This window comes from Butyrivibrio sp. DSM 10294 (assembly GCF_028539135.1).
Classification (GTDB): domain Bacteria; phylum Bacillota; class Clostridia; order Lachnospirales; family Lachnospiraceae; genus Butyrivibrio.
The window spans coordinates 165,082-185,588 of sequence record NZ_JANSWL010000087.1 but is presented as its reverse complement, the minus strand read 5'-3'; the positions used below and the strand labels follow the sequence as shown (position 1 = coordinate 185,588).

Genomic DNA, 20,507 nt, shown 5'->3' with positions numbered 1-20,507 from the left:
TTCCATGCAGGGCGCTGAATTTGGCGCCCTGCAATTTTGTTGCGAAAACTATCATCTTTTTTTAATGAAAATTTTAGTGACTTTCGAACCGTAGTGACATATAGTTATGGAAAAGCGTGCAAAGCTTATCATTATTGAAACTCGCAGTCTTAAAAATAAGGAGGTTTTTAATGATTAAGAGATCAAAAGTGTGGATGGCCGCATTACTTGCAGCTAACATGGTAGTTAGCCAGCCGGCCCTGGTTCTTGCGCAGGATGTCCCTGCAGATTCTGAAGAAATTTTCCTTGAAACTGATGATGAAGAGTATTTTAGCACAGATGAAGATGTGACCGAAGAGGCCGATTTCGAATTCGATATGGATTTGGAAGAGGAGGCCTTGGAGGAAGCCGAGCTTGCAGAAGAGGAAGGCGTGGAAGAAGAGGCAGTGCTGGAGGAAATCGGCACAGGCTCCGGTGGTTTTGCCCTAAGCGCAGAGCAGATGACTTTCAAAAACAATGTTATCTCACATGCAGACGAGAGAAACATTTCTACCTTAAAAGAAGGTAAAGACTATGCAGCAGGTGAAGTAATCACTTTGGCATTCTCAAGAGAGAATGCTGAGGCAATTGCAGCAGCATATAACGGAAAGCTTAAGGATTTTGGTTACGGTGTTGCTACGATTAGCCTTGAAGACAGTGATTATACCGTTGCCGAGGCTTATTATGCAGGAATCAGTAAGAGTGAACTTCCTGCAGTTGAACCCAATTATTATTATGTGATTCCAGATCCTGTAAATGATAAGGATGGAACGGAGTTTGAGTCAAAAAGCGCATTTGCTCCGGCTGACTGGGACAGAATATATAATGACTGGGGATATGATGATCCTGCGCTTAATCCTGCCAATAACAATGTTGATGGAATTACATATCAGTGGTTCCATGACATGATAAATACGTATTCTGCGTGGGCAGTATCCACCGGTGACCCTAATGTTATAGTGGCTGTAATAGATTCCGGTGTCAGAGATACCCATGAAGAGCTTAGCGGTAAGGTTATTATTCCAAGTGACCTGTCCCTTCACTTTGCCCATAATGACGATAGGTTGGAGCATGGCACACATGTCGCCTCAATTATTGCCGGCAAATTAGATAACGGTAAAGGCGGAGCAGGTATTGCTCCGGAATGTAAAATTCTTGGCATTAATGCTACTTATTATGAACCATCTATGGATGACTATGTTTTCGCAGCAGAAGATGAAGCAAAATCCATTTTATATGTGGCGGGTTATAATGAGAGCGGTACAAAACAACCAGAACGAAGAGCTGAAATTATCAATATGAGTCTTGGCGGTATGGGATATAGCGCTGTAGTCGATGACGCATGTAAAAAAGCTGCAGAAGCAGAGATTACGATTCTTGCGGCTATGGGTAATGAGTATGCCAATGCCATTGACTATCCTGCAGGATATGATGATGTGATTGCTGTTGGAGCTGTTAATCAATTAGGTGAAAAAACAATTTTCTCCAATTATGGAAGTTGGTGCGATATAGCTGCTCCCGGTCAAGAAATATACTCCGCAATATCTGCGGACGATTCTGCTTATGAAGCATTGGATGGAACATCAATGGCAACTCCTGTTGTGGCAGGAGCCTGCGCTCTTTATATGAGTGTCAATGGTGGTCATGTTTCTCCTACAGATATGAAAGATGCATTGATTAAGCATGCTTCAAAGACTTCTTCCAAGCAAATTGGCGCAGGAATTGTTGACCTTGCCAAGATGCTGGGCGGCGATGTAAATGCGCCTACAGTAACGGTGACAGATAAAGAGGGAAATTCCCTTGGAACTGCAAAGGGCGATACTTTAACTGTTCAGGGAGTTCAGAGCCTCGAAACCTTGATTTCACTTGATTCAAATAATTTCGGTGGTGATGAAGAACTCAACCAGAATACAAAGTTTGTATTTACAACAAACGGTAAGGATCCGGTTCTCAAAAACGGAAAACTATCAAACGGCTCTTGGGCAAATTATTCCTATTGGCACAAATATTCGTATTCTCTTGCAACTTATTTGGGAAGATCAGAAAAGCAGAGAGATGTTACGCTGAAATTCGCAACTGTAAGCGGAATGGGAGTTATCAGTAAGATTTCCACGGTTAAGATAAAAGTGGAGGGAACAACGGTAGGCTCATATTTCTACATTACCGGACAAGGTGCGATACCAAAAGGGACTTCAGCTACATATAAAGTCGTATTTTATGGGAAAGCCGTAAAGAATAAGAAAGTAACTTGGGATCTTGATACTGAAGCAAAAGAAAACGGAGCTTCTGTTAAAAACGGTAAAGTAACTATACCTGCTACATATCCGGATTCTTCTATTACTATATATGCTACCGGAGAGCTTGGGACAGAGAGCCTGACTGTTAACACACCTGATCAGAAGGTTAATTCTGTAGTGATCACAGTTAGTGGAGAACAGGATTTTAACAAGGTTGTTAAGAATAAAAAGACAGGTTCAGCTACGTCTGCAACTCTTTACAATGTGAACATTGACAGTGAGGCATTCCCGACTGATGAAAGCAAGCTGTATGTGAGTGCGAACTATCTTGACAAGGATGGTAAGGGTGTAACCGGAAGTAGTTTCTCTTATTCATCCAGTAACTCTAGTGTGGCCTATGTTTACTACGATGAAATAACAGGACGTGATTATATTAAGGCATTTTCACCCGGAACAGCCAAGATCACCTTTACTGCACGGGATGGTTCTAATAAAAAAGCAACTATCAAGGTTAATGTTATTACACCTGCATCCCACATGACCGTTCTTGGCAAGAATGATCAAACTCGATATCTTGCACAGGGAAAGAGCGTTACAATACGTGCAATACCGGGTGATGTATACGGAAAACCCACGAATTCCAAAGTAAAATGGTCTTATAAGATATATCTTGCTCCGTATGATGAAGAAAAACAGGATTATGTTCCTGTCAAGGAGCCATTTGATGAGAGCACAGCAAAGGCAATTATGAAGGACAAGATATTCAGCTTCTCAAACGGTAAGCTTAAGGTAGGAAGTGTTGCTAACTTCAAAAAGTCCTACAGCACATACACTGGCGGAATGAATGCTCTTATGGTATTTGAAGCTATAGCTACCACGGCAGACGGAACAAACTGCAGTGATTCTGCTAAATATATGTGCGTTCCTGCAACAACTAAAATAGAAGCTTACGGATATGATCAGAATGGTGCTGTGGTTGAAAAACACCAGACAAATTGGAGGATTCCTGTCACACAAGAAGAAGGAACTATAGTAATTAAGTCAAACGGCATACCGATGTTCGAAGTGACAAGCAGCGATCCCGAAATTATTTCAGCCTCAGTGAATAGTAAAAGCATTCTGCAGGTTGTACCGCATAAAACTGGCACTGCTTCTGTGAAAATAAGAGCAATGGATGGCACTAATAAATCAATAACACTTAAGATTACGGTTTATGATCCGGAATCCTAAGAGTAATTATCTGATTGCTCCATAATACCTAAGAGGGGCTGCAACACTACAATGATAGTGCTGCAGCCCCTCGCTCTTTGGTTTGAAAAATTTAGGATATTTTAGCTTATTTCGCTATACGTCCCTCTTTTTTACCATAATCATTATAATGCTTAAGAAGTGCATCGCCGTTAGCGCCGATAGCAGTTTGAAGATCTACATTGTTCACGTAATAAGCGTAAGCATTGAATTCCTTGGTATTTCCCTTATAAGTCTTAAGGGCTTCAACAGCCTTGTCATTTTTTTAATCAAATGCAGATATAATGTGGATTTCACGTCATGTATTTGTGATACAATAATCTTGTGCGCATTGTGCGCGGTTTTAGGGGTGTTTGATTGAAAAAATATATGTGTGAAAGGAGAACTGTATGAAGAGAAGGTTGATTGGTAAGATGCTTAGCATTACCCTTTCAGCTGCAATGGCGGTGTCCATGTTATCGGTACCTGCCTATGCTGCGGAGACAGAGCCTGAGGAGGCTGTTTTCGAGGAATCAGCAGAAGAGATCCTGGAGGTGGAAGATTCGGAAGAGGACACCGAAGAGTACACTGAGGATGAGTATTATGATGAGGACGGATCCGAAGAAGCCCCCGAAGAAGGCATCGCAGATGAAGAAGATGCTGAAGCCGGAGAGTTCTATACCGGCGAAGAACCTGCCGAAGATGTAACGGTAGAAGAAGTTTACGAAGATGTTGAGAACTTAACTGAGTTTGAAGAGATTCTTCCTGAAGAGGTTGAATCCGTCGAAGCAGAAGATGAAACAGAGACTATTAATGTGAAATCACCCGGTCCTTCACAGGGCACCTACAATGTAACATTCAGGCTTGGTAAACCTGCAGGCTGTCTCCAGGAACATCAGTGGGGATATATTGATGGCTACACCATGCAGGTTGAGCTGGGTGAGCCTGTCGTTCTGTACGGCGATGAGATGCAGATTCCGGGTTATGAACTGGTTGGTTGGACCTACAAGGACGCGGCAGGCAAGACAGGCAAAGTAAATACTGCCGCTGCCAAGCTTCCCTGCCTTGCAACCAAGGAGGGGGAGTATGCAGAAGTTACGCCTATCTGGAAACTTGGCACCTATACACTTACCTATAATTTCAACGGCGGAACATCCAAGAGTAAGACCAAAGTAACCTACAAGCTTGACAGTAAAACCGTCAACAGACAGCCGCTTCTTAATTATGTTGCTGACCCTTCTGAAGAAGATGGCTTCTCTATCAATACTGTCAATCCGGAAGTTACAATGCCCGGCTACACCTTTACCGGATGGAGCAGTTATTATTACGATGAGAGATATTACGGTGATGATGTATTCCGCGATATGGAGCTTAGAGCTCAGTGGCAGGCAATCCGCTATGAACTTGTACTTGATTTTGAAGATGCTTCACTGAAAGTTGGTGACATTTGGCACGATGATACTTATTCCTTCAAAAACTATACTATTTACGGCTGGATCAGAAATTACAGACCTGTAAAAGAAGGTTATACCTTCAAAGGATGGGCTGCTAAGGTAAAGGGAAAAGATAAGCTCTTCAAACCCGCAGATAAGATTGTACTTAATACTTTTGATATTGACACTGATGGCAAATACAGGATCAAGGCTGTATGGACACCTGATACCAATAAGCTGACCTATGAACTTACCGGCGGAAAAATCAGCAAGGCACCTAAGACCTTCAAGACAGGCGACGGAACAGCTATTCCTAATCCCTCAATGCCCGGATACAAGTTTAATGGATGGAAAGTCTGGGCACCCATCGATGAGTACGATAACATGGACCTAGTTGATGCCGTGGAAGCCGGTTACATCAAGGACGGCAAGTTAACAGAACTGGCTACGGATGATCTGCTATTGGTGGCAGATTGGAAAGCACTTCATTACGTCATTACAATCAAGAACAATGATGGTTCCGATCTTGTGGACGCTGACGGAAATGTTTTGGAAATGCCATGGCGCGACGACGTAGTCTATGATGAAAACCTTGATTTTACAAGTGCTGCATATTTCGTAGAGAATTACGGTGCTCTTGGAGAAGGCAAGAGTGTAGCAGGCTTTGCTACCGCACCCGGCGCCAAGAAAGCTACTTATAAGCTCAACACCGTTTATTCCAAGTTCCTTCCTAAGACAGCAGAGGGTAACAGCCTTGAAGTGCCTGTAACTCTTTATGTTGTTCCTCAGGATAAGGTATATCGTATTTCATATTATGCCGGAGGAAACGTAAGCAAAGCTACATATACATTTACTGCCAAGAACGTGACCAAGGATCTTCCGATTAAAGCAGTTGCAACCTCTAAGGGCTGGAAATTCTTAGGCTGGAAAGCAGCTCCCGGATCAGAAGAATATGTGGTTACCAATGTTAACGGATATGTAACTGCAATCAAGGCAGATACTTTGGCCAATGTTTATCTTGAGGCTGATTTCGGTAACGAGAATACCTATACCATCACTCTTTTGCCCGGTGCATCCGATGTTAAGAATGCAGAGGGTAAAACAGTTGATCCCAAAAAGGGAGAGCTGTATAAGGTTGACGGTGTGACAAACTTTACCTATGAAACTTATGATTACTACATCGAAAATCCCGGCTGGACAAGAGACGGATATGAGTTTGGGGGATTTTATACTGATTCCAAATTGACTAAGGCAGCAGTATACACAACCAAGCTCGGAAGCGGCAAGGATACTAATATCAAAATCTATACCCGCTGGATGCCTACAGAGCATTACATCACCACCTCAGATACAGCAGTTGTAATTAGGGGAACAGACCGCACAGAGGTAAGTCAGAGCTACATTGGTACCTCTTATTACTTCTGGCAGAGGGTTTCATATGGCACTAAGGATGTAACTCCTAAGGCTGTTAAGGCAACAGGTTTTGTATTCAAGGGCTGGACGATTGCAAATGATCTTACTGATGTCTCAGCTATCGAATATACCGATACTACCAAGACTTATGTTAAGAAGATCAAAAAGACCAACAAGCAGGATGTTGTGCTGATGCCTGTTTTTGAAGAAATATCCTATAAGGTATATGTAAATCCCAATGGTGGTACCTATAAGGGCAGCACAGCAAAGACTCTGGTAGCTGACAAAGTATACTACAAAGATACACTGGAAAACGTATATAACGAAGTATCCCCTTATGCAAAGAGAAGCGGTTATAACGTTAATACACTTTCAACCACAAAGGATTATAAGGGAAGCATTTACGCTACCTATATAATAAATGAAAACAACATCACAAGGTATGAAAAACGCTTCTATAGCGGCTTTGGTACCAAGCAGGATGCCTCTGTTGTACTCAATGTTATCTGGTATGCTGTTTCACCCGGGGTACCTAAACTGTATGTTTATGGCGATGATGTCAACGGTGATGAGCTTACTCTTCATAGCGACTATATTCCAAGTAATGGATATAGCAGAATCGTGTTTGAGTATTCAACAACCTCTGATTTCTCTGCTGATGTTCAGACAATTATATGGGATAAGGCAGTGAGAGACAGTGGCGATAATTACAATTATCCAAAGGTGAAGCTTACTTATGGCAAGAACTATTACATCCGCTTAAGACAGGAAGTAATTGATTCCACTGGTGATTACTTCGCAGGACAGTGGAGTAAGACCAAGATGGTTCACCTGACTAAACCAGAATATTAATGAGGCTATGACAATCTAAAACAGGCCCGGTACTTTTCGGAAAAAGCGCAAAGTACCGGGCTTTTTCTATGCCCTGATATAAAGGACGATGAAACTATATTTATGTCCATCAGTCAGATGATTGAAATTACATTGATAAAATGCCGTGATTTTATACTTTTTTAATTAAATACCAAAAATCACACTGCTAAAATAAATCTTGCGTTCGGGACAACGCAAATATGAATGAAAAGTGTATATGTGTGAAAGGAGAAACACATGAAAAGTAAGTTGATTGGAAAACTGCTTAGTTTTACACTGTCAGCTGCATTGGCAGTAACAGCATTTTCAACACCTGCATATGCTGCAGAGACGGATCTCGGGCAGGCAGAGGAAATCGCATTCGAAGAAGTTGTTGAAGAAGAGAGTCTCGAGGATGCGGTTGATAATACGGACGAGACTTTTGGAGAGACTACTGAGGCAGAGGAGACTGAGGAAGTTTCTTTTGAGGAAGAGTTAGTAGAAGATATTGACGAAGTAGAAGAGCAGGCAGAAGAAGCAACTACCGAAGCTGAAGAAGTATTTGCAGTAGAGGAAGAGGACGCTGACTTTGAAGCTGTTTCAAGTAACAATTCAAATACAATCACTGTTATTTTCCATTCCAATTATCGTGGAAATGATACAACAGTTAAGAGATTTTTTGACAAGACCAATCTTGATGAGAATCCCATTAACTACACATCACTGTTTACTGTAGGCTACGATAAGCTGTTCATCGGCTGGGAGCTGAACGGAGAGTTCAAGGAAACCGTTACTGAGAAAGAAGTAGTTGATTACGCGGTTGCCAATGCACTTAAGACAGTTGATATTTATGCTCAGTGGGAGTCTTTTGGAACCTATAATGTAACATTCAATCTGGGTGAGCCTGACGGTTGCCTCCAGAAAAATCATTACGGATATGGCGACGGAGAGATTGTAGCATTAGAGATCGGTGAGCCCATTATCCTTAGCGGCGATGAGTTCCTGCTTCCAGGTTATGAGCTTGTAGGTTGGACTATCAAGGATTCAACAGGCAATACAGTTAAGACTCTTAAAAAGGCTTCCGGCACTATCCCCAGTCTTTATGAGAAATATGGTGATTCCTTCACGTTCACTCCTGTTTGGAAACTTGGAACCTATACCATTACCTATGATTTCAATGGTGGTACATCCAAGAGCAAGAACAAGGTTACATACAAGCTTGACAGCACAACAGTAAATGCGCAGCCTCTTCTTAACTATGTGGCTGATGCTGACGACGAGTACGGATTTGTGATCAATAATACTGCTACTGCTGAAGTTACAAGAGACGGATATACTTTTACCGGATGGAATGGCGGATATACTAGATCTTACGGTGGAAACAGTTTCAATAATTTGACTTTGAAAGCTAACTGGACAGCTAATAAATACACAGTTAACTGGGATGCTAACGGCGGTTATCTCTTCGGAGAGAGCGTATATTCATCTAATTATAGTTTTAGTACATCATTCAATAACTATAAGCCCTATAGAGACGGCTATACTTTTAAGGGCTGGAAGACCAAGGTTAAGGGTAAAGATAAGACCTTCAAGGCTACAGATAAGATCGCACTTAAGGATATTGACAGAGGTACAGATGGCACTTATTCACTGACAGCTGTATGGGAAGCAGAGAAGAACAAGATAGCATATTACCTCGCCGGAGGAACAATCAAGAAAGCACCTAAGACCTACAAGAGCGGTGAAGAAACAGTCATTCCCAATCCTACCATGGACGGATATAAGTTTAACGGTTGGGTTGTTGAAGAGTACGATTATGAAGCAGAGGAGTATATCTACATTGACGCAGAAGAAGCCGGAATAATCAAGGACGGCAAACTTACAGCAACTAATACAGGATATATTTACTTAGAGGCTTCATGGTCACCACTTTATTATGATATTACTTTCAAGAACAATGATGGCACAGATCTTACAGATACAGAAGGCAATCCTGTTACCGTATCAGGCTTTACCGGTGTTTATTACAATCAGACACTTGATTTTGCCAGGGCAGCTACACAGATCGAGGCTACAGGAGCTCTTGGAGATAAGGGTATCGCAGGCTTTGCTGTTAAGGCCAATGCCAAGAAGCCTACATACAAGCTTAATGTAAATTATTACAAGTTCCTCCAGAAGTCCTATAACGGAGAGGGAACCACAGTTCCTGTAACACTCTATGTAGTAACTCAGGAAAAGGTAAATCGTATTGCCTACAACCTTAATGGCGGTAAAATCAAGAATGCCACATATACTTTCACAGCCAAGAATGTAGCAAAGGATCTTGCTATCAAGGCAACTGCAGCTAAGACAGGCTGGAAGTTCGTAGGCTGGACAGCAGACGAAGAATATGATGCATATGTAGTAAAGAATACAAATGGCTATGTAACTGCAGTTAAGGCTGGTACAGCAGCTAATATCGTTCTTGATGCAGTTTATGCTGATCAGAACAAATATACCATCACTCTTATGCCCGGAGCAGCAGATGTTAAGAATGCAGCAGGACAGGTTGTTGACAGCAAGAAGGGTGAGCAGTTCACTGACGGAGAGACCACTGAATTTGGCTATACGGATTACACACATCATCTTGATAGTGTCGTATGGACCAGAGAGGGATATTACTTCAGCGGCTTCTACACAGACAGCAAATTCAAAAAGTACGCTTATTACACAGCAGGACTCGGCAACGGCAAGAGCACCAATGTTAAGGTATATGCAAAATGGAATCCTATCCAGGTAGAAGTAGAAATTGACGATAATGCACTGGTATATAGAGGAACAGAACCACGCACTGTATATGAGAGCTATTTGAATGCTCGGTTCTCAGGTTATAATTTCGTTAAATACGGAACTAAGGATCTGACTCTTAAGGCAGTTAAGGCTGACGGATACATCTTCAAGGGATACAAGATCATCAACGAGATCACAGATGATTCCGGCATCGAGTATACAGATACTACCAAGACCTACGTAAAGAAGATCAAGAAGACCAACAAGGTAGATATCATTCTCAGACCTGTATTTGAGGAGATTACCTACAAGGTAATGGTTAACCCTAACGGCGGTAAGTACAACGACAGCACAGCTAAGGCTCTTGTAGCTGAGAAGGTATACTATACACAGACTCTTGATGAAGTATATGCTGATATCACAGCAAAGGCCAAGAGAAGCGGATATACAATAGGCTATGTATCAACAACTAAGGACTATAAGGGCAATATCAGACAGACCGGTATCAACAGTGACGAAAGCCGCTTTACATATTTCAAGGCCAGACTTGCAACCAAGCAGGATGCAACAGTTGTACTCAATGTTCTCTGGAATGCGGTAAGTACTGATGCGCCTGTTATAAAAGCACAGAATACCGGTGCAGATGGAGATACAATCTCTCTTTATTCCAGCGCCAGCCCAACTGAGAACTACCGCAGAGTAGTATTTGAGTATTCAACAAGTGCAGACTTCTCAAATAATGTTAAGTCTTATACATGGGATAAGCTCAACTATACTGAGGAGGGCATATATGTATATCCTACAGTAACCGTTACTCCCGGCAAGAACTATTATGTTCGCGTAAGACAGGAAATCATTGATTCCACAGGCGAGTATTTCGTAGGCAAGTGGAGCAATACAGTAATGGTAGCAGGCAGGTAATTTTAAATTATAATAATGGTGACAGGCACTTTCGTCCGCGAAAGTGCCTGTCACTTTTTTGCACTAAAGTGCCTGTCACCGAATAATTACTCAATAACATGCGCTAATATACACCATCTGCGGGGATTTGTCTTGGCATTTTCCCGGCTGATATGAAATTATTGCTAAAATGTGTCAACTTTTGTAAAAAAGTTGTCTAGTTTCTCTTGAAAGATAGATACATCTTTGGACACTCGCTATAATAGGGTTAAATAAAACGTCAACTTTGTTGTGGAGAGAAAAGAGAGGAGGTAATTGGGTGAAGAAAGGCAAAATTAAGGCATTGCTTCTTGCAATGCTGGTGGGTGTTTCCATGCTTACACCTTCAATCAAGGCACAGGCAGGAGCAACCTACTACGACAACAAGACCGGACAAGAGGACGGTTACGACTTTGAGCTGTGGAAAGACTACGGCAACACCAGCATGACACTGAACGGCGGGGGAACCTTCAGCTGTCAGTGGAGCAACATCGGCAACGTTCTGTTCAGAAAGGGCAGAAAGTTCGGTGGCAACCAGTCATATCAGCAGGTGGGAAATATCTCCTTTGACTATGGCTGCGATTATAGACCAAACGGCAATTCATATCTCTGCGTCTATGGTTGGACAACAAGTCCTCTTATCGAGTATTACATCGTAGACAGCTGGGGATCATGGCGTCCACCCGGGGGATCACCTAAGGGTCAGATCACCGTTGACGGAGGAACCTATGACGTATATGAGACAACACGTGTAAATCAGCCTTCAATCCAGGGTAACACCACATTCCAGCAGTACTTCAGTGTTCGTACTTCCAAGAGAACCGAAGGAACCATCAACGTAACCGAGCACTTCAAGGCTTGGGAAAAAATGGGCATGAGAGTTGGTAACCTCTACGAGGCAGCTCTTAATGTAGAAGGCTATCAGAGCAGCGGATCAGCCAATGTTTACAAGAACAACATGACCATCGGCGGATCAGGCAGCAGCCAGGGCGGCAACCAGGGTGGAAACCAGGGTGGCAATCAGGGCGGCAATCAGGGTGGCAACACCGGCAGCCAGACTTCAGGCAATGAGACCATCGTTCAGTGTGAGTCAATGACCAAGGCAGGTCAGTACACAGGAAATGTTAACAATCCTTTCGGCGGCGTAGCACTTTATGCCAATAACGACAGAGTTTCCTATACTCAGTACTTCGCTAGCGGAACCCATGATTTTACACTTCGCGGCTGTTCCAACAATGACAACATGGCAAGAGTTGATCTTAAGATCGGCGGACAGACCAAGGGAACCTTCTATTACGGCGGCTCTTACCCGGCAGAATACACCATCAAGAATGTAAGCCACGGAACCGGTAATCAGACCATCGAACTTGTAGTGACAGCAGACAACGGACAGTGGGACGCATACATTGACTACTTCAAGATCGGCGGAGCCGGCGTTGGCGGCAATGAAGTCGGCAATCAGGGCGGTAGCGAAGGTGGCAACCAGGGTGAAACTACACAGCCTGACCCTCAGCCCGAGCCAACACCTGAACCCGAGCCTGAATCTGAGCCGGAACCGGCACCACAGCCTGAGAGCAGTGAGACTTTAGTTCAGTGCGAATCAATGACCAAGGCAGGTCAGTACACAGGAAACGTTAATAGTCCCTTTGGCGGCGTAGCACTTTATGCAAACAACGACAGAGTTTCCTATACTCAGTACTTTGCCGGCGGCACTCATGACTTCACACTTCGCGGCTGTTCCAACAATAGCAATATGGCAAGAGTTGATCTTAAGATCGGTGGACAGACCAAGGGAACCTTCTATTACGGCGGTTCTTATCCTGCAGAGTACACCATCAAGAATGTAAGCCACGGAACCGGCAATCAGACTATCGAACTTGTTGTAACAGCAGACGACGGACAGTGGGATGCTTACATTGATTACCTTAAGATCACCGGCGCAGGTGTAGGAGATAACACCGGAAATACAGGCAACAACGGCGGAAACAACGGTGGGAACAACCAGGGCGGCAACTCCGCTAACCAGAAACTCATCGCCCTCACCTTTGATGACGGCCCCTCAAGCACCACAAGCGATGTTCTTGATGTCCTTGAGAAGTACAACGTTAAGGCTACCTTCTTCCTTATCGGACAGAACGTCAACAACAACACACTGTCAATCATGCAGAGACAGGTAAGGAACGGACATGAGCTGGCCAGCCACTCCTATACACATCAGGATATGACAAGAATGAGCGCACAGCAGATCCGCAATGAGATGGAGTGGACATCTTCAGCCATCAAGAATGCAGTCGGAGCTGAGGTTAAGTTCTTCAGACCACCTTACATTTCAGTAAATAACACAATGTACCAGAATATCGACTATCCTTTCATTCAGGGGCTTCTGATCAACGATTGGGAGAACAGCACCTCAGTTCAGCAGAGAGTAAACAATGCTCTTGGCGGAGCCAAGGACGGTCAGATCATTCTACTTCATGATTTCCAGGGCAACAGTCAGACAGTACAGGCTCTTCCTCAGATCATCGAAGGTCTTCAGAACCAGGGCTATACCTTTGTGACAGTAAGCGAACTCTTCAGACTTAAAGGTGTTAACGCTAACGTCGAGTACAAGATCTGGTCCAACGTAAATAACTGATAATACAAAAAAACTATACAGACATCCAGGCAAGGCATAAACCACAACAAAAAAGTTTTTGTTAGCACTCGTTTCTAACGAGTGCTAATTTTTTATTGACTTTTACTTTTCAGGGGTTAAAATATATTTTGTACGATGAATTCGTGCGGATATTATCTTTATGAGAAGGAGTGAAAGTTATGGCTTCCAAAAAGGGAAATTTATCAATTAACAGCGAGAACATGTTTCCGATCATCAAGAAATGGCTGTATTCGGATCATGATATTTTTTACAGAGAAGTAATATCCAACGCCTGCGATGCGATCACCAAGATCCGCAAGATGGATATGATGGGAGAGTATGAGCTGCCGGAAGGCTTTAAGCCCCGTGTGGACATCATCTTAAATGACAAGGAGAAGACCATCAAGATCGTCGATAACGGTATCGGTATGACAGCTGAGGAGGTTGAGGAGTACATCAATCAGGTGGCTTTTTCAGGTGCCACAGACTTCCTTAATAAATATAAGGACAAGGCCAACGCAGATCAGATTATCGGTCACTTCGGTCTTGGTTTCTATTCAACCTTCATGGTTGCAGAGAACGTAGATATCGACACACTTTCTTATAAGTCAGACGCAGCCTCTGTTCACTGGACCTGCGACGGCGGCTCTGATTTCGAGATGTCAGACGGAGACAAGACTGAAGTTGGTACCACCATCACACTTCACCTCTCAGAGGACTGCCTTGAGTTCTGCAACGAGTACAAGGCAAGAGAGGTCATCCAGAAGTATTGTTCCTTCATGCCTTATGAGATCTACCTTTCAAGAGAAAACGAAGAGGGCACAGAGACCATCAAGGCTTCTGAGAAGCTTGAGTCAGATACAGTTATAGAAGAGGTTCACCCTGAGAAGAAAGAGGGTGAGGAAGAGGAGCCCGAGCTTCAGTACAAGATTAAGAGAAGACCTCAGCTTCTTAACGACACACATCCCCTCTGGGCCAAGACCCCCAAGGACTGCACAGATGAGGAGTACAAGGAGTTCTACAGAAAGGTATTCCGCGATTACAAGGAGCCTTTATTCTGGATCCACCTTAACATGGACTATCCCTTCAACCTCAAGGGTATCCTGTACTTCCCCAAGATCAACATGGAGTTTGAATCCATCGAGGGAACCATCAAGCTGTACAACAACCAGGTATTCATCGCAGATAACATCAAGGAAGTTATCCCTGAGTATCTGATGCTTCTTAAGGGCGTTATCGACTGTCCCGATCTTCCTCTTAACGTATCAAGGTCGGCCCTTCAGAACGACGGCTTTGTTAAAAAGATCTCCGAGTACATCAGCAAAAAGGTTGCTGAGAAGCTCGCAGGCCTGTGCAAGACCGACAAAGAGAACTACGACAAATACTGGGATGACATCAGTCCCTTCATCAAATACGGTTGCCTTCGCGACGACAAGTTCTGCGAGAAGATGACAGACTACATCCTCTTCAAGAACCTTGACGGCAAGTACCTCACAACACCCGAGGCTCTTCAGATCAACAAGGAAGCCGAAGAGGAAGCAGCCAAAGAAGAGGCAGTAGATGAGAATGGCAACAAGGTCGAGGCAGAGGTAGTTGACGATGCCAAGACAGATTCCGCAGACTCCAAGGCTGACAATAAGGAAGAGGACAAGGAGCCCCGCACCATCTACTATGTAACCGATGAACAGCAGCAGAGTCAGTACATCAACATGTTCAAGGCCCAGAAGATGGAAGCCTTCATCATGAACCACAACATCGACGTACCTTTCATGGAGCAGCTTGAGCGCAAGAACGAGGGTATCAAGTTCCTTAGAATCGACGCTGACCTCACAGATGCATTTAAGTCCAAGACCTCCAAGAAGGCTGCAAAAGAGCTTGAGGAGCAGGAGAAGGGCCTTGCAGAGAAGATTAAGAAGGCTCTTAAGAACGACAAGCTCACCGTTAAGCTTGAGAAGCTCAAGGACAAAAAGGTATCTTCAATGCTCACCGTATCAGAGGAATCCAGACGTATGGCTGAGATGATGAAGATGTATGCCATGAACGGCATGAGCATGGGCGACTTTGGAAATGAAGGACAGACTCTTATCCTCAACGCCAACCATCCTCTTGTACAGTATGTTCTTGAGAACGAGGACGGCGCCAACACAAGAATGATCTGCGAACAGCTCTACGATCTTGCCCGCATCCAGAATGCACCGCTTGAGGGCGAGGCCATGAGCAAGTTCGTAATGAGAAGCAATGATATCATGATGCTTCTTGCAAAATAATATTTCTGTAATCGCATAATACAGCTTAGTAATTCGCCAAGAAATTCATTGAATTTCCTGGCGAATTTTCTTATATTAATTGAGTCAATTTGAACAAGAAAAAAGTATTTATTTGGGAGTAACAATGAAACAGTATTTGGAAAGATTATTAATGGGCACATTCAGGAGAGTTCTGTTTATAGGAAGTTTGCCCGTAGTATTTATTTCAGTAATTAGAATCATAGCAGACTGTAACGTGCATTTTTCAGCTGCAGGAGCCGACAGATTATCCAAGCTTCTGCTGGCTGGTCTCATGTTTTACATCATATTTGTCGTGACCAATTTTTCCAACGCAATGGACGCTCTTTCAAGCGTTCCCGTATGGCAGAAGATCCTGGGCAGTGAGCAGGTGGATGCTTTTCTTACGGACGAAGAATTTGTTCCCTATGTTTATTCTGATAACTCGGAGAGCGGTATTGTCAAGATCAGTAAGAGCCACAAGTGGATCAAGGTGTTCGGAAGATATTATCCGGTTGCTCTTATTGCAGGTTACAAGAGCTTTGGCTCACAACTTGTAATGCTAAACGGCCAGACCGCATATTTTCAGTTTATGATGGGACATCCCGATGTTAAGAGGGCCCTTGCAGAGCTCCATCCCAATTCAGATTATTATGAGGAACTTCTTACCCAGCCCCGCAGCACAGGTATCCTTCAAGAAACCTATGATAAAGCCCTCAGAGCCTGTGGGACAGACCTTGAGAAAGCCGACTGGGAGGATCTTCGTTACAGATTTGAGATTGAACTTTCACGGGTTTGTTCTTCGGGAATCGATGCCGTATCAACGATGCATAAAAATGTTCTTAGTGAGAAGCAGCTTGAATATGCCATAGAACAGATCAAAAAAGTTGAGCTTAAGAGCACCAGCACTGTCCTTGATTTTAAGAGCTATGAGAATGAGTACTGTGTTTGCAACGGTGTGGCAGTTCTTGAAGGCATAGGATATCCCGCCAATAAGGAAGGCATCGATTTTCTTTTCAAATGCCTTGGAAGTGTGGATGCACCTTATTTTGTACATGCTGTAAAAGTGCTTAAGGAATTTGATACAGAAGAGCTTCACAGGAAGATCGACTATGAGATAAAGAGAGCTTTCATCAAGAGAGATGCTGTTTACCTGGCAGGTATCATTTATCTGGCAAAAGAGATCGACTACGACATTCCTTTTTTGAAGGAGCAAAAAGAAAACCTGCAGGCATCATCCTCAGAGTCTGAAGAAGAGCTGCAGGTTGCAGGAGCGCAGTTCTGATAAGATCAGTCTTTTAAATATGCTACATAGTAGGCGGCGCCGACACAAAGGCTTCCGCCTATTATATTGCCTATGGTTACCGGGATCAGATTGGTGATAAAGAAGCCAAAAAGTGACAGGCCTTCAGCGGGAACACCGTAAACAGCAGAGGTGATAAGGCCTGCGGGAATGAAGTACATATTGGCTACGCAGTGCTCAAAGCCGCAGATGATAAACAGCATAACGGGAAGCCACAGAGCCAGCACCTTGCCTGCAAGCTCATCAGCAGCAAAGGAACACCATACCGCAAGGCATACCAGAACGTTACACAGTATTCCTCTAAGGAGTCCGTCGCCAAAGGAAATATTTGCCTTGGTAACAGCAGTGTTAACGACCATAGTAGCGAGATTACCGCCATCAAAGGAATAGATGTGGCTAAAGGCTGCGATAAGGGCGATGATAAGTCCGCCCACCATATTTCCGAAATATACAAGGACCCAGTTTCTGAGCATGCCTGTGAGCTTAGCCTTGCCGGACAGAACAGGGATGATAATAAGACAGTTGCCGGTAAAAAGCTCAGCGCCTCCTATAAGCACCATAAAAAGACCTATGGGAAATACAACAGAGCTTACCATTCTTGCAGCGGAAGGGTCAGCGGCGCAGCAGCTTGCAATCTGGCTTCCAAGGCCCCCGAGAGCAATATAGGCTCCGGCCAGGATGCCAAGAAGAAATGTCTTTCCGGCAGCCAGCTCTGTCTTCCCCTTTCCTGCAGCTTCATATCTGCTTGCGATTTCAGCAGGTGATTTCATAATATAATTCCTCCAAAAAACATTTTTCACGGTTAAAAAACCTCTATAATCATACAATATTGACCATATCAGTGCAAACCGGGGCCAAAATTGGTGTATTTGGACAAAAACGCACAGGTATGGTTTATAATTTTTTTATATCTGACAAGATTAAATAGCTTTATTTATTTTTGGAAACGTTATATACTACAATAGGTTGCGTACAATTTTATTAGTACGATATCAGACGGGGGCTTGGTCTATTGGGAGGCTTTTTCTTGGAAACTGCCCTGTCTGCTTAAGAGGAGAAACATGAAGAAACTAGTTGAGATAAAGGATGTATGCAAGATATACAATCCGGGAGAAAATGAAGTCAGGGCCCTTAATCATGTGACTCTGACCATCGGAGAGGGCGAGTTTGTCGCCATCATCGGCCAGTCCGGCTCAGGAAAATCCACACTTATGAACATGCTGGGATGCCTTGATACACCCACCAGCGGCAAATATTATTTGCATGGACAGGATGTTTCCCATATGACCGACGATGAACAGTCGGATGTAAGGAACAGAGAGATCGGCTTTATATTCCAGGGCTTTAACCTGATACCATCACTTACGGCCCTTGAGAATGTGGAGCTTCCTCTTATATACAGAGGTGTTGGCAAAAAAGAGAGAGAAAGGCTTGCCAATTCTGCACTTAACAGCGTAGGCCTTGAAAAGAGAAAGACCCACAAGCCCAATGAGATGTCCGGAGGTCAGCAGCAGAGAGTTGCCATAGCAAGAGCTATAGCACAGGCACCGCCCATTCTTCTTGCTGACGAGCCTACAGGTAACCTGGATACAGCCTCCACCAAGGAGATCATCAGGATCATCAAGAGGCTCTATCACGAGGGCAGAACGGTCATCATCATCACCCATGACCCCGGCATAGCCAAGCAGGCCAAGAGAATAATAACGATTTCAGACGGGATGATACAGAGCGATATCATCAATCCGGATTACAAAGAGTGATATAGGGAGGAAGACAATGTCAAACAAGGAAAACAAGAATATTGCAGAGAACGCGCAGCAGGAAGAAAAGGTGACAGTAGCCGAGTCCTCCGCAGAGATCAGAGAAACCACCGGATCCACAGTGGAGATCTATGATGAGGATGACAGCATCGATCTTTATGACACGCCCAAGAAGAAAAAGAAGCTTAAGAAGAGATGGATAGTTCTTGCAGTAGTGGCTCTTCTTATTGCATTTTTCGTAGTAAGAGGAATTAACGCAGCCAAGAACGCAATAGTTCTGGTTGATACCTGCGAGGCAACCATGGGAGATATCGAGAACATTCTCTCTATTTCGGGAACGGTTGAGAGCGCTGAGACCAAGACCTATTTTTCAGATGTTACAGCTCCTATTGATGAGATCAATGTCAAAGTGGGAGATAAGGTAACCAGCGGAAGTATGCTCTATACCTACGATCAGGAGTCAATTGAGCTTGCCAAGAAGACAGCGGAGCTTAACATAACACAGGCCAAGGGCAGCTACAACAGTCTCTACTCCGGAACCGCCGCTGCCGACAGAAAATATGCTCAGGGCATGAATGCAGAGCAGATCAATGCAAGACTTGATGCCATCACAGCTGAGATCGATGCCATCAACAACAAGATCACCGAGAAGACCAACAGGATCAATCAGACCATCAAGGACATCCAGAACACCATGCAGGATGTTAACCAGAATGGTATCGGTGATAATTATGAGCAGTATTTTGAGAACGGCAATACAGGCTTTATCACAAGAACCGAGGACAGCTCCGATGACAACAAGGATGCTTCTCCCGAGAACAGACAGGCCAGCCTTGCTCTCCAGCAGACTTTGACAGACGTTCAGTACAAGCTCAACACAGATGAGGAGATCCAGGCCTGGAAGAATCAGATCACAGCCCTTCAGGAGGAGCAGAGCCATCTTCAGTCCGCCAAGGCTTCACTGGTGAACCCCGGAACAGCTCAGTCTTCCAAGGCTCAGTATGAATCCACAGAGCTTACACAGAATGATACCATTGCCAAGCTTGAGAAGGCAGAGGCAGGAGTTAAGGCTGATTTCAACGGCGTTGTTACAGCTGTAAGCGCCGTTGAAGGTGCTACCGTAACAAGCGGAACCCAGATCCTGTCAATGGCCAACCTTGATGATGTTCAGGTTTCTATTTCAGTATCCAAGAGTGACCTTCCCAAGATTGCCATCGGACAGAAGGTTGATATCACAATAAACGGTAAGGCCTACAATGGCGAGATCACACAGATCTCCGGTAATGCCACCAAGAATAACAACGGTGTTGCAATTGTTGCCACCACCATCAAGATCACCAATCCTGATTCAGACATTATTCTGGGAGTTGAGGCCAGCAACAAGATTCACGCCGAGAAGGCAGAGAACACAATGGTCCTTCCCTATGAGTACATCCAGACTGATTCTGAGGGCGATTACGTATATGTTGTTGAGAACAATACCGTGGTAAGAAAGAACGTTACCATCGGAATCGCCACCAGCACAGATGCCCAGATCCTTGAGGGAATCAAGTCCGGAGACAAAGTAATCACCTCCGACGTTTCAACTCTTACTGAGGGAATGGTGGTAGTTGACAGCTCACAGATGAACGGCTGATAGGAGATACTTTTTTTACAG

The 20,507-nt window shown here is 44.0% G+C and carries 9 protein-coding genes; 8 read left to right on the top strand and 1 reads right to left on the bottom strand.

What is annotated here, in order from left to right; translation table 11 throughout:
* Positions 1–170 precede the first annotated feature (170 nt).
* The 6 genes from NXH67_RS14730 (at position 171) to NXH67_RS14700 (ending at position 17,072) form a co-directional block, all read left to right on the top strand.
* Positions 171–3,485 (top strand): S8 family peptidase, encoded by a 3,315-nt coding sequence (locus NXH67_RS14730; RefSeq protein ID WP_272797865.1) that lies wholly within the window; start codon positions 171–173, stop codon positions 3,483–3,485.
* Positions 3,486–3,892: 407 nt separating this feature from the next.
* Complete coding sequence (locus NXH67_RS14725) at positions 3,893–7,180, top strand: InlB B-repeat-containing protein (RefSeq protein WP_272797864.1); 3,288 nt, start codon at positions 3,893–3,895, stop codon at positions 7,178–7,180.
* 258 nt (positions 7,181–7,438) lie between these two features.
* Entirely contained in the window at positions 7,439–10,870 is a 3,432-nt protein-coding gene (locus tag NXH67_RS14720) for an InlB B-repeat-containing protein (RefSeq protein ID WP_272797863.1), read from the top strand.
* A gap of 298 nt (positions 10,871–11,168) precedes the next feature.
* Positions 11,169–13,523, top strand: a complete 2,355-nt coding sequence (locus tag NXH67_RS14710; protein ID WP_330676726.1) for a glycoside hydrolase family 11 protein — start codon at positions 11,169–11,171, stop codon at positions 13,521–13,523.
* A 179-nt stretch (positions 13,524–13,702) separates the two neighbouring features.
* Entirely contained in the window at positions 13,703–15,790 is a 2,088-nt protein-coding gene (gene htpG / locus NXH67_RS14705; RefSeq protein ID WP_272797862.1) for a molecular chaperone HtpG, read from the top strand.
* Positions 15,791–15,914: 124 nt separating this feature from the next.
* Complete coding sequence (locus NXH67_RS14700) at positions 15,915–17,072, top strand: hypothetical protein (protein ID WP_272797861.1); 1,158 nt, start codon at positions 15,915–15,917, stop codon at positions 17,070–17,072.
* 5 nt (positions 17,073–17,077) lie between these two features.
* Here the strand turns inward: NXH67_RS14700 and NXH67_RS14695 are convergent, their stop codons facing one another.
* On the bottom strand, positions 17,078–17,860 hold the full coding sequence (locus NXH67_RS14695) for a formate/nitrite transporter family protein (protein WP_272797860.1): 783 nt from the start codon (positions 17,858–17,860) through the stop codon (positions 17,078–17,080).
* Positions 17,861–18,151: 291 nt separating this feature from the next.
* On the opposite strand from NXH67_RS14695, the gene NXH67_RS14690 reads away from it, so the two are divergent.
* Together NXH67_RS14690 and NXH67_RS14685 are read left to right on the top strand one after the other, a co-directional pair.
* Complete coding sequence (locus NXH67_RS14690; RefSeq protein ID WP_022777901.1) at positions 18,152–18,850, top strand: ABC transporter ATP-binding protein; 699 nt, start codon at positions 18,152–18,154, stop codon at positions 18,848–18,850.
* Positions 18,851–18,866: 16 nt separating this feature from the next.
* Entirely contained in the window at positions 18,867–20,486 is a 1,620-nt protein-coding gene (locus NXH67_RS14685; protein ID WP_272797859.1) for an efflux RND transporter periplasmic adaptor subunit, read from the top strand.
* Positions 20,487–20,507 lie beyond the last annotated feature (21 nt).

Coding starts and splice junctions, on each gene's coding strand:
- NXH67_RS14700 (WP_272797861.1), top strand. CDS start 15,915: ATGAAACAGTATTTGGAAAGATTATTAATGGGCACATTCAGGAGAGTT.
- NXH67_RS14720 (WP_272797863.1), top strand. CDS start 7,439: ATGAAAAGTAAGTTGATTGGAAAACTGCTTAGTTTTACACTGTCAGCT.
- NXH67_RS14725 (WP_272797864.1), top strand. CDS start 3,893: ATGAAGAGAAGGTTGATTGGTAAGATGCTTAGCATTACCCTTTCAGCT.
- NXH67_RS14685 (WP_272797859.1), top strand. CDS start 18,867: ATGTCAAACAAGGAAAACAAGAATATTGCAGAGAACGCGCAGCAGGAA.
- NXH67_RS14730 (WP_272797865.1), top strand. CDS start 171: ATGATTAAGAGATCAAAAGTGTGGATGGCCGCATTACTTGCAGCTAAC.
- NXH67_RS14695 (WP_272797860.1), bottom strand. CDS start 17,860: ATGAAATCACCTGCTGAAATCGCAAGCAGATATGAAGCTGCAGGAAAG.
- htpG (WP_272797862.1), top strand. CDS start 13,703: ATGGCTTCCAAAAAGGGAAATTTATCAATTAACAGCGAGAACATGTTT.
- NXH67_RS14690 (WP_022777901.1), top strand. CDS start 18,152: ATGAAGAAACTAGTTGAGATAAAGGATGTATGCAAGATATACAATCCG.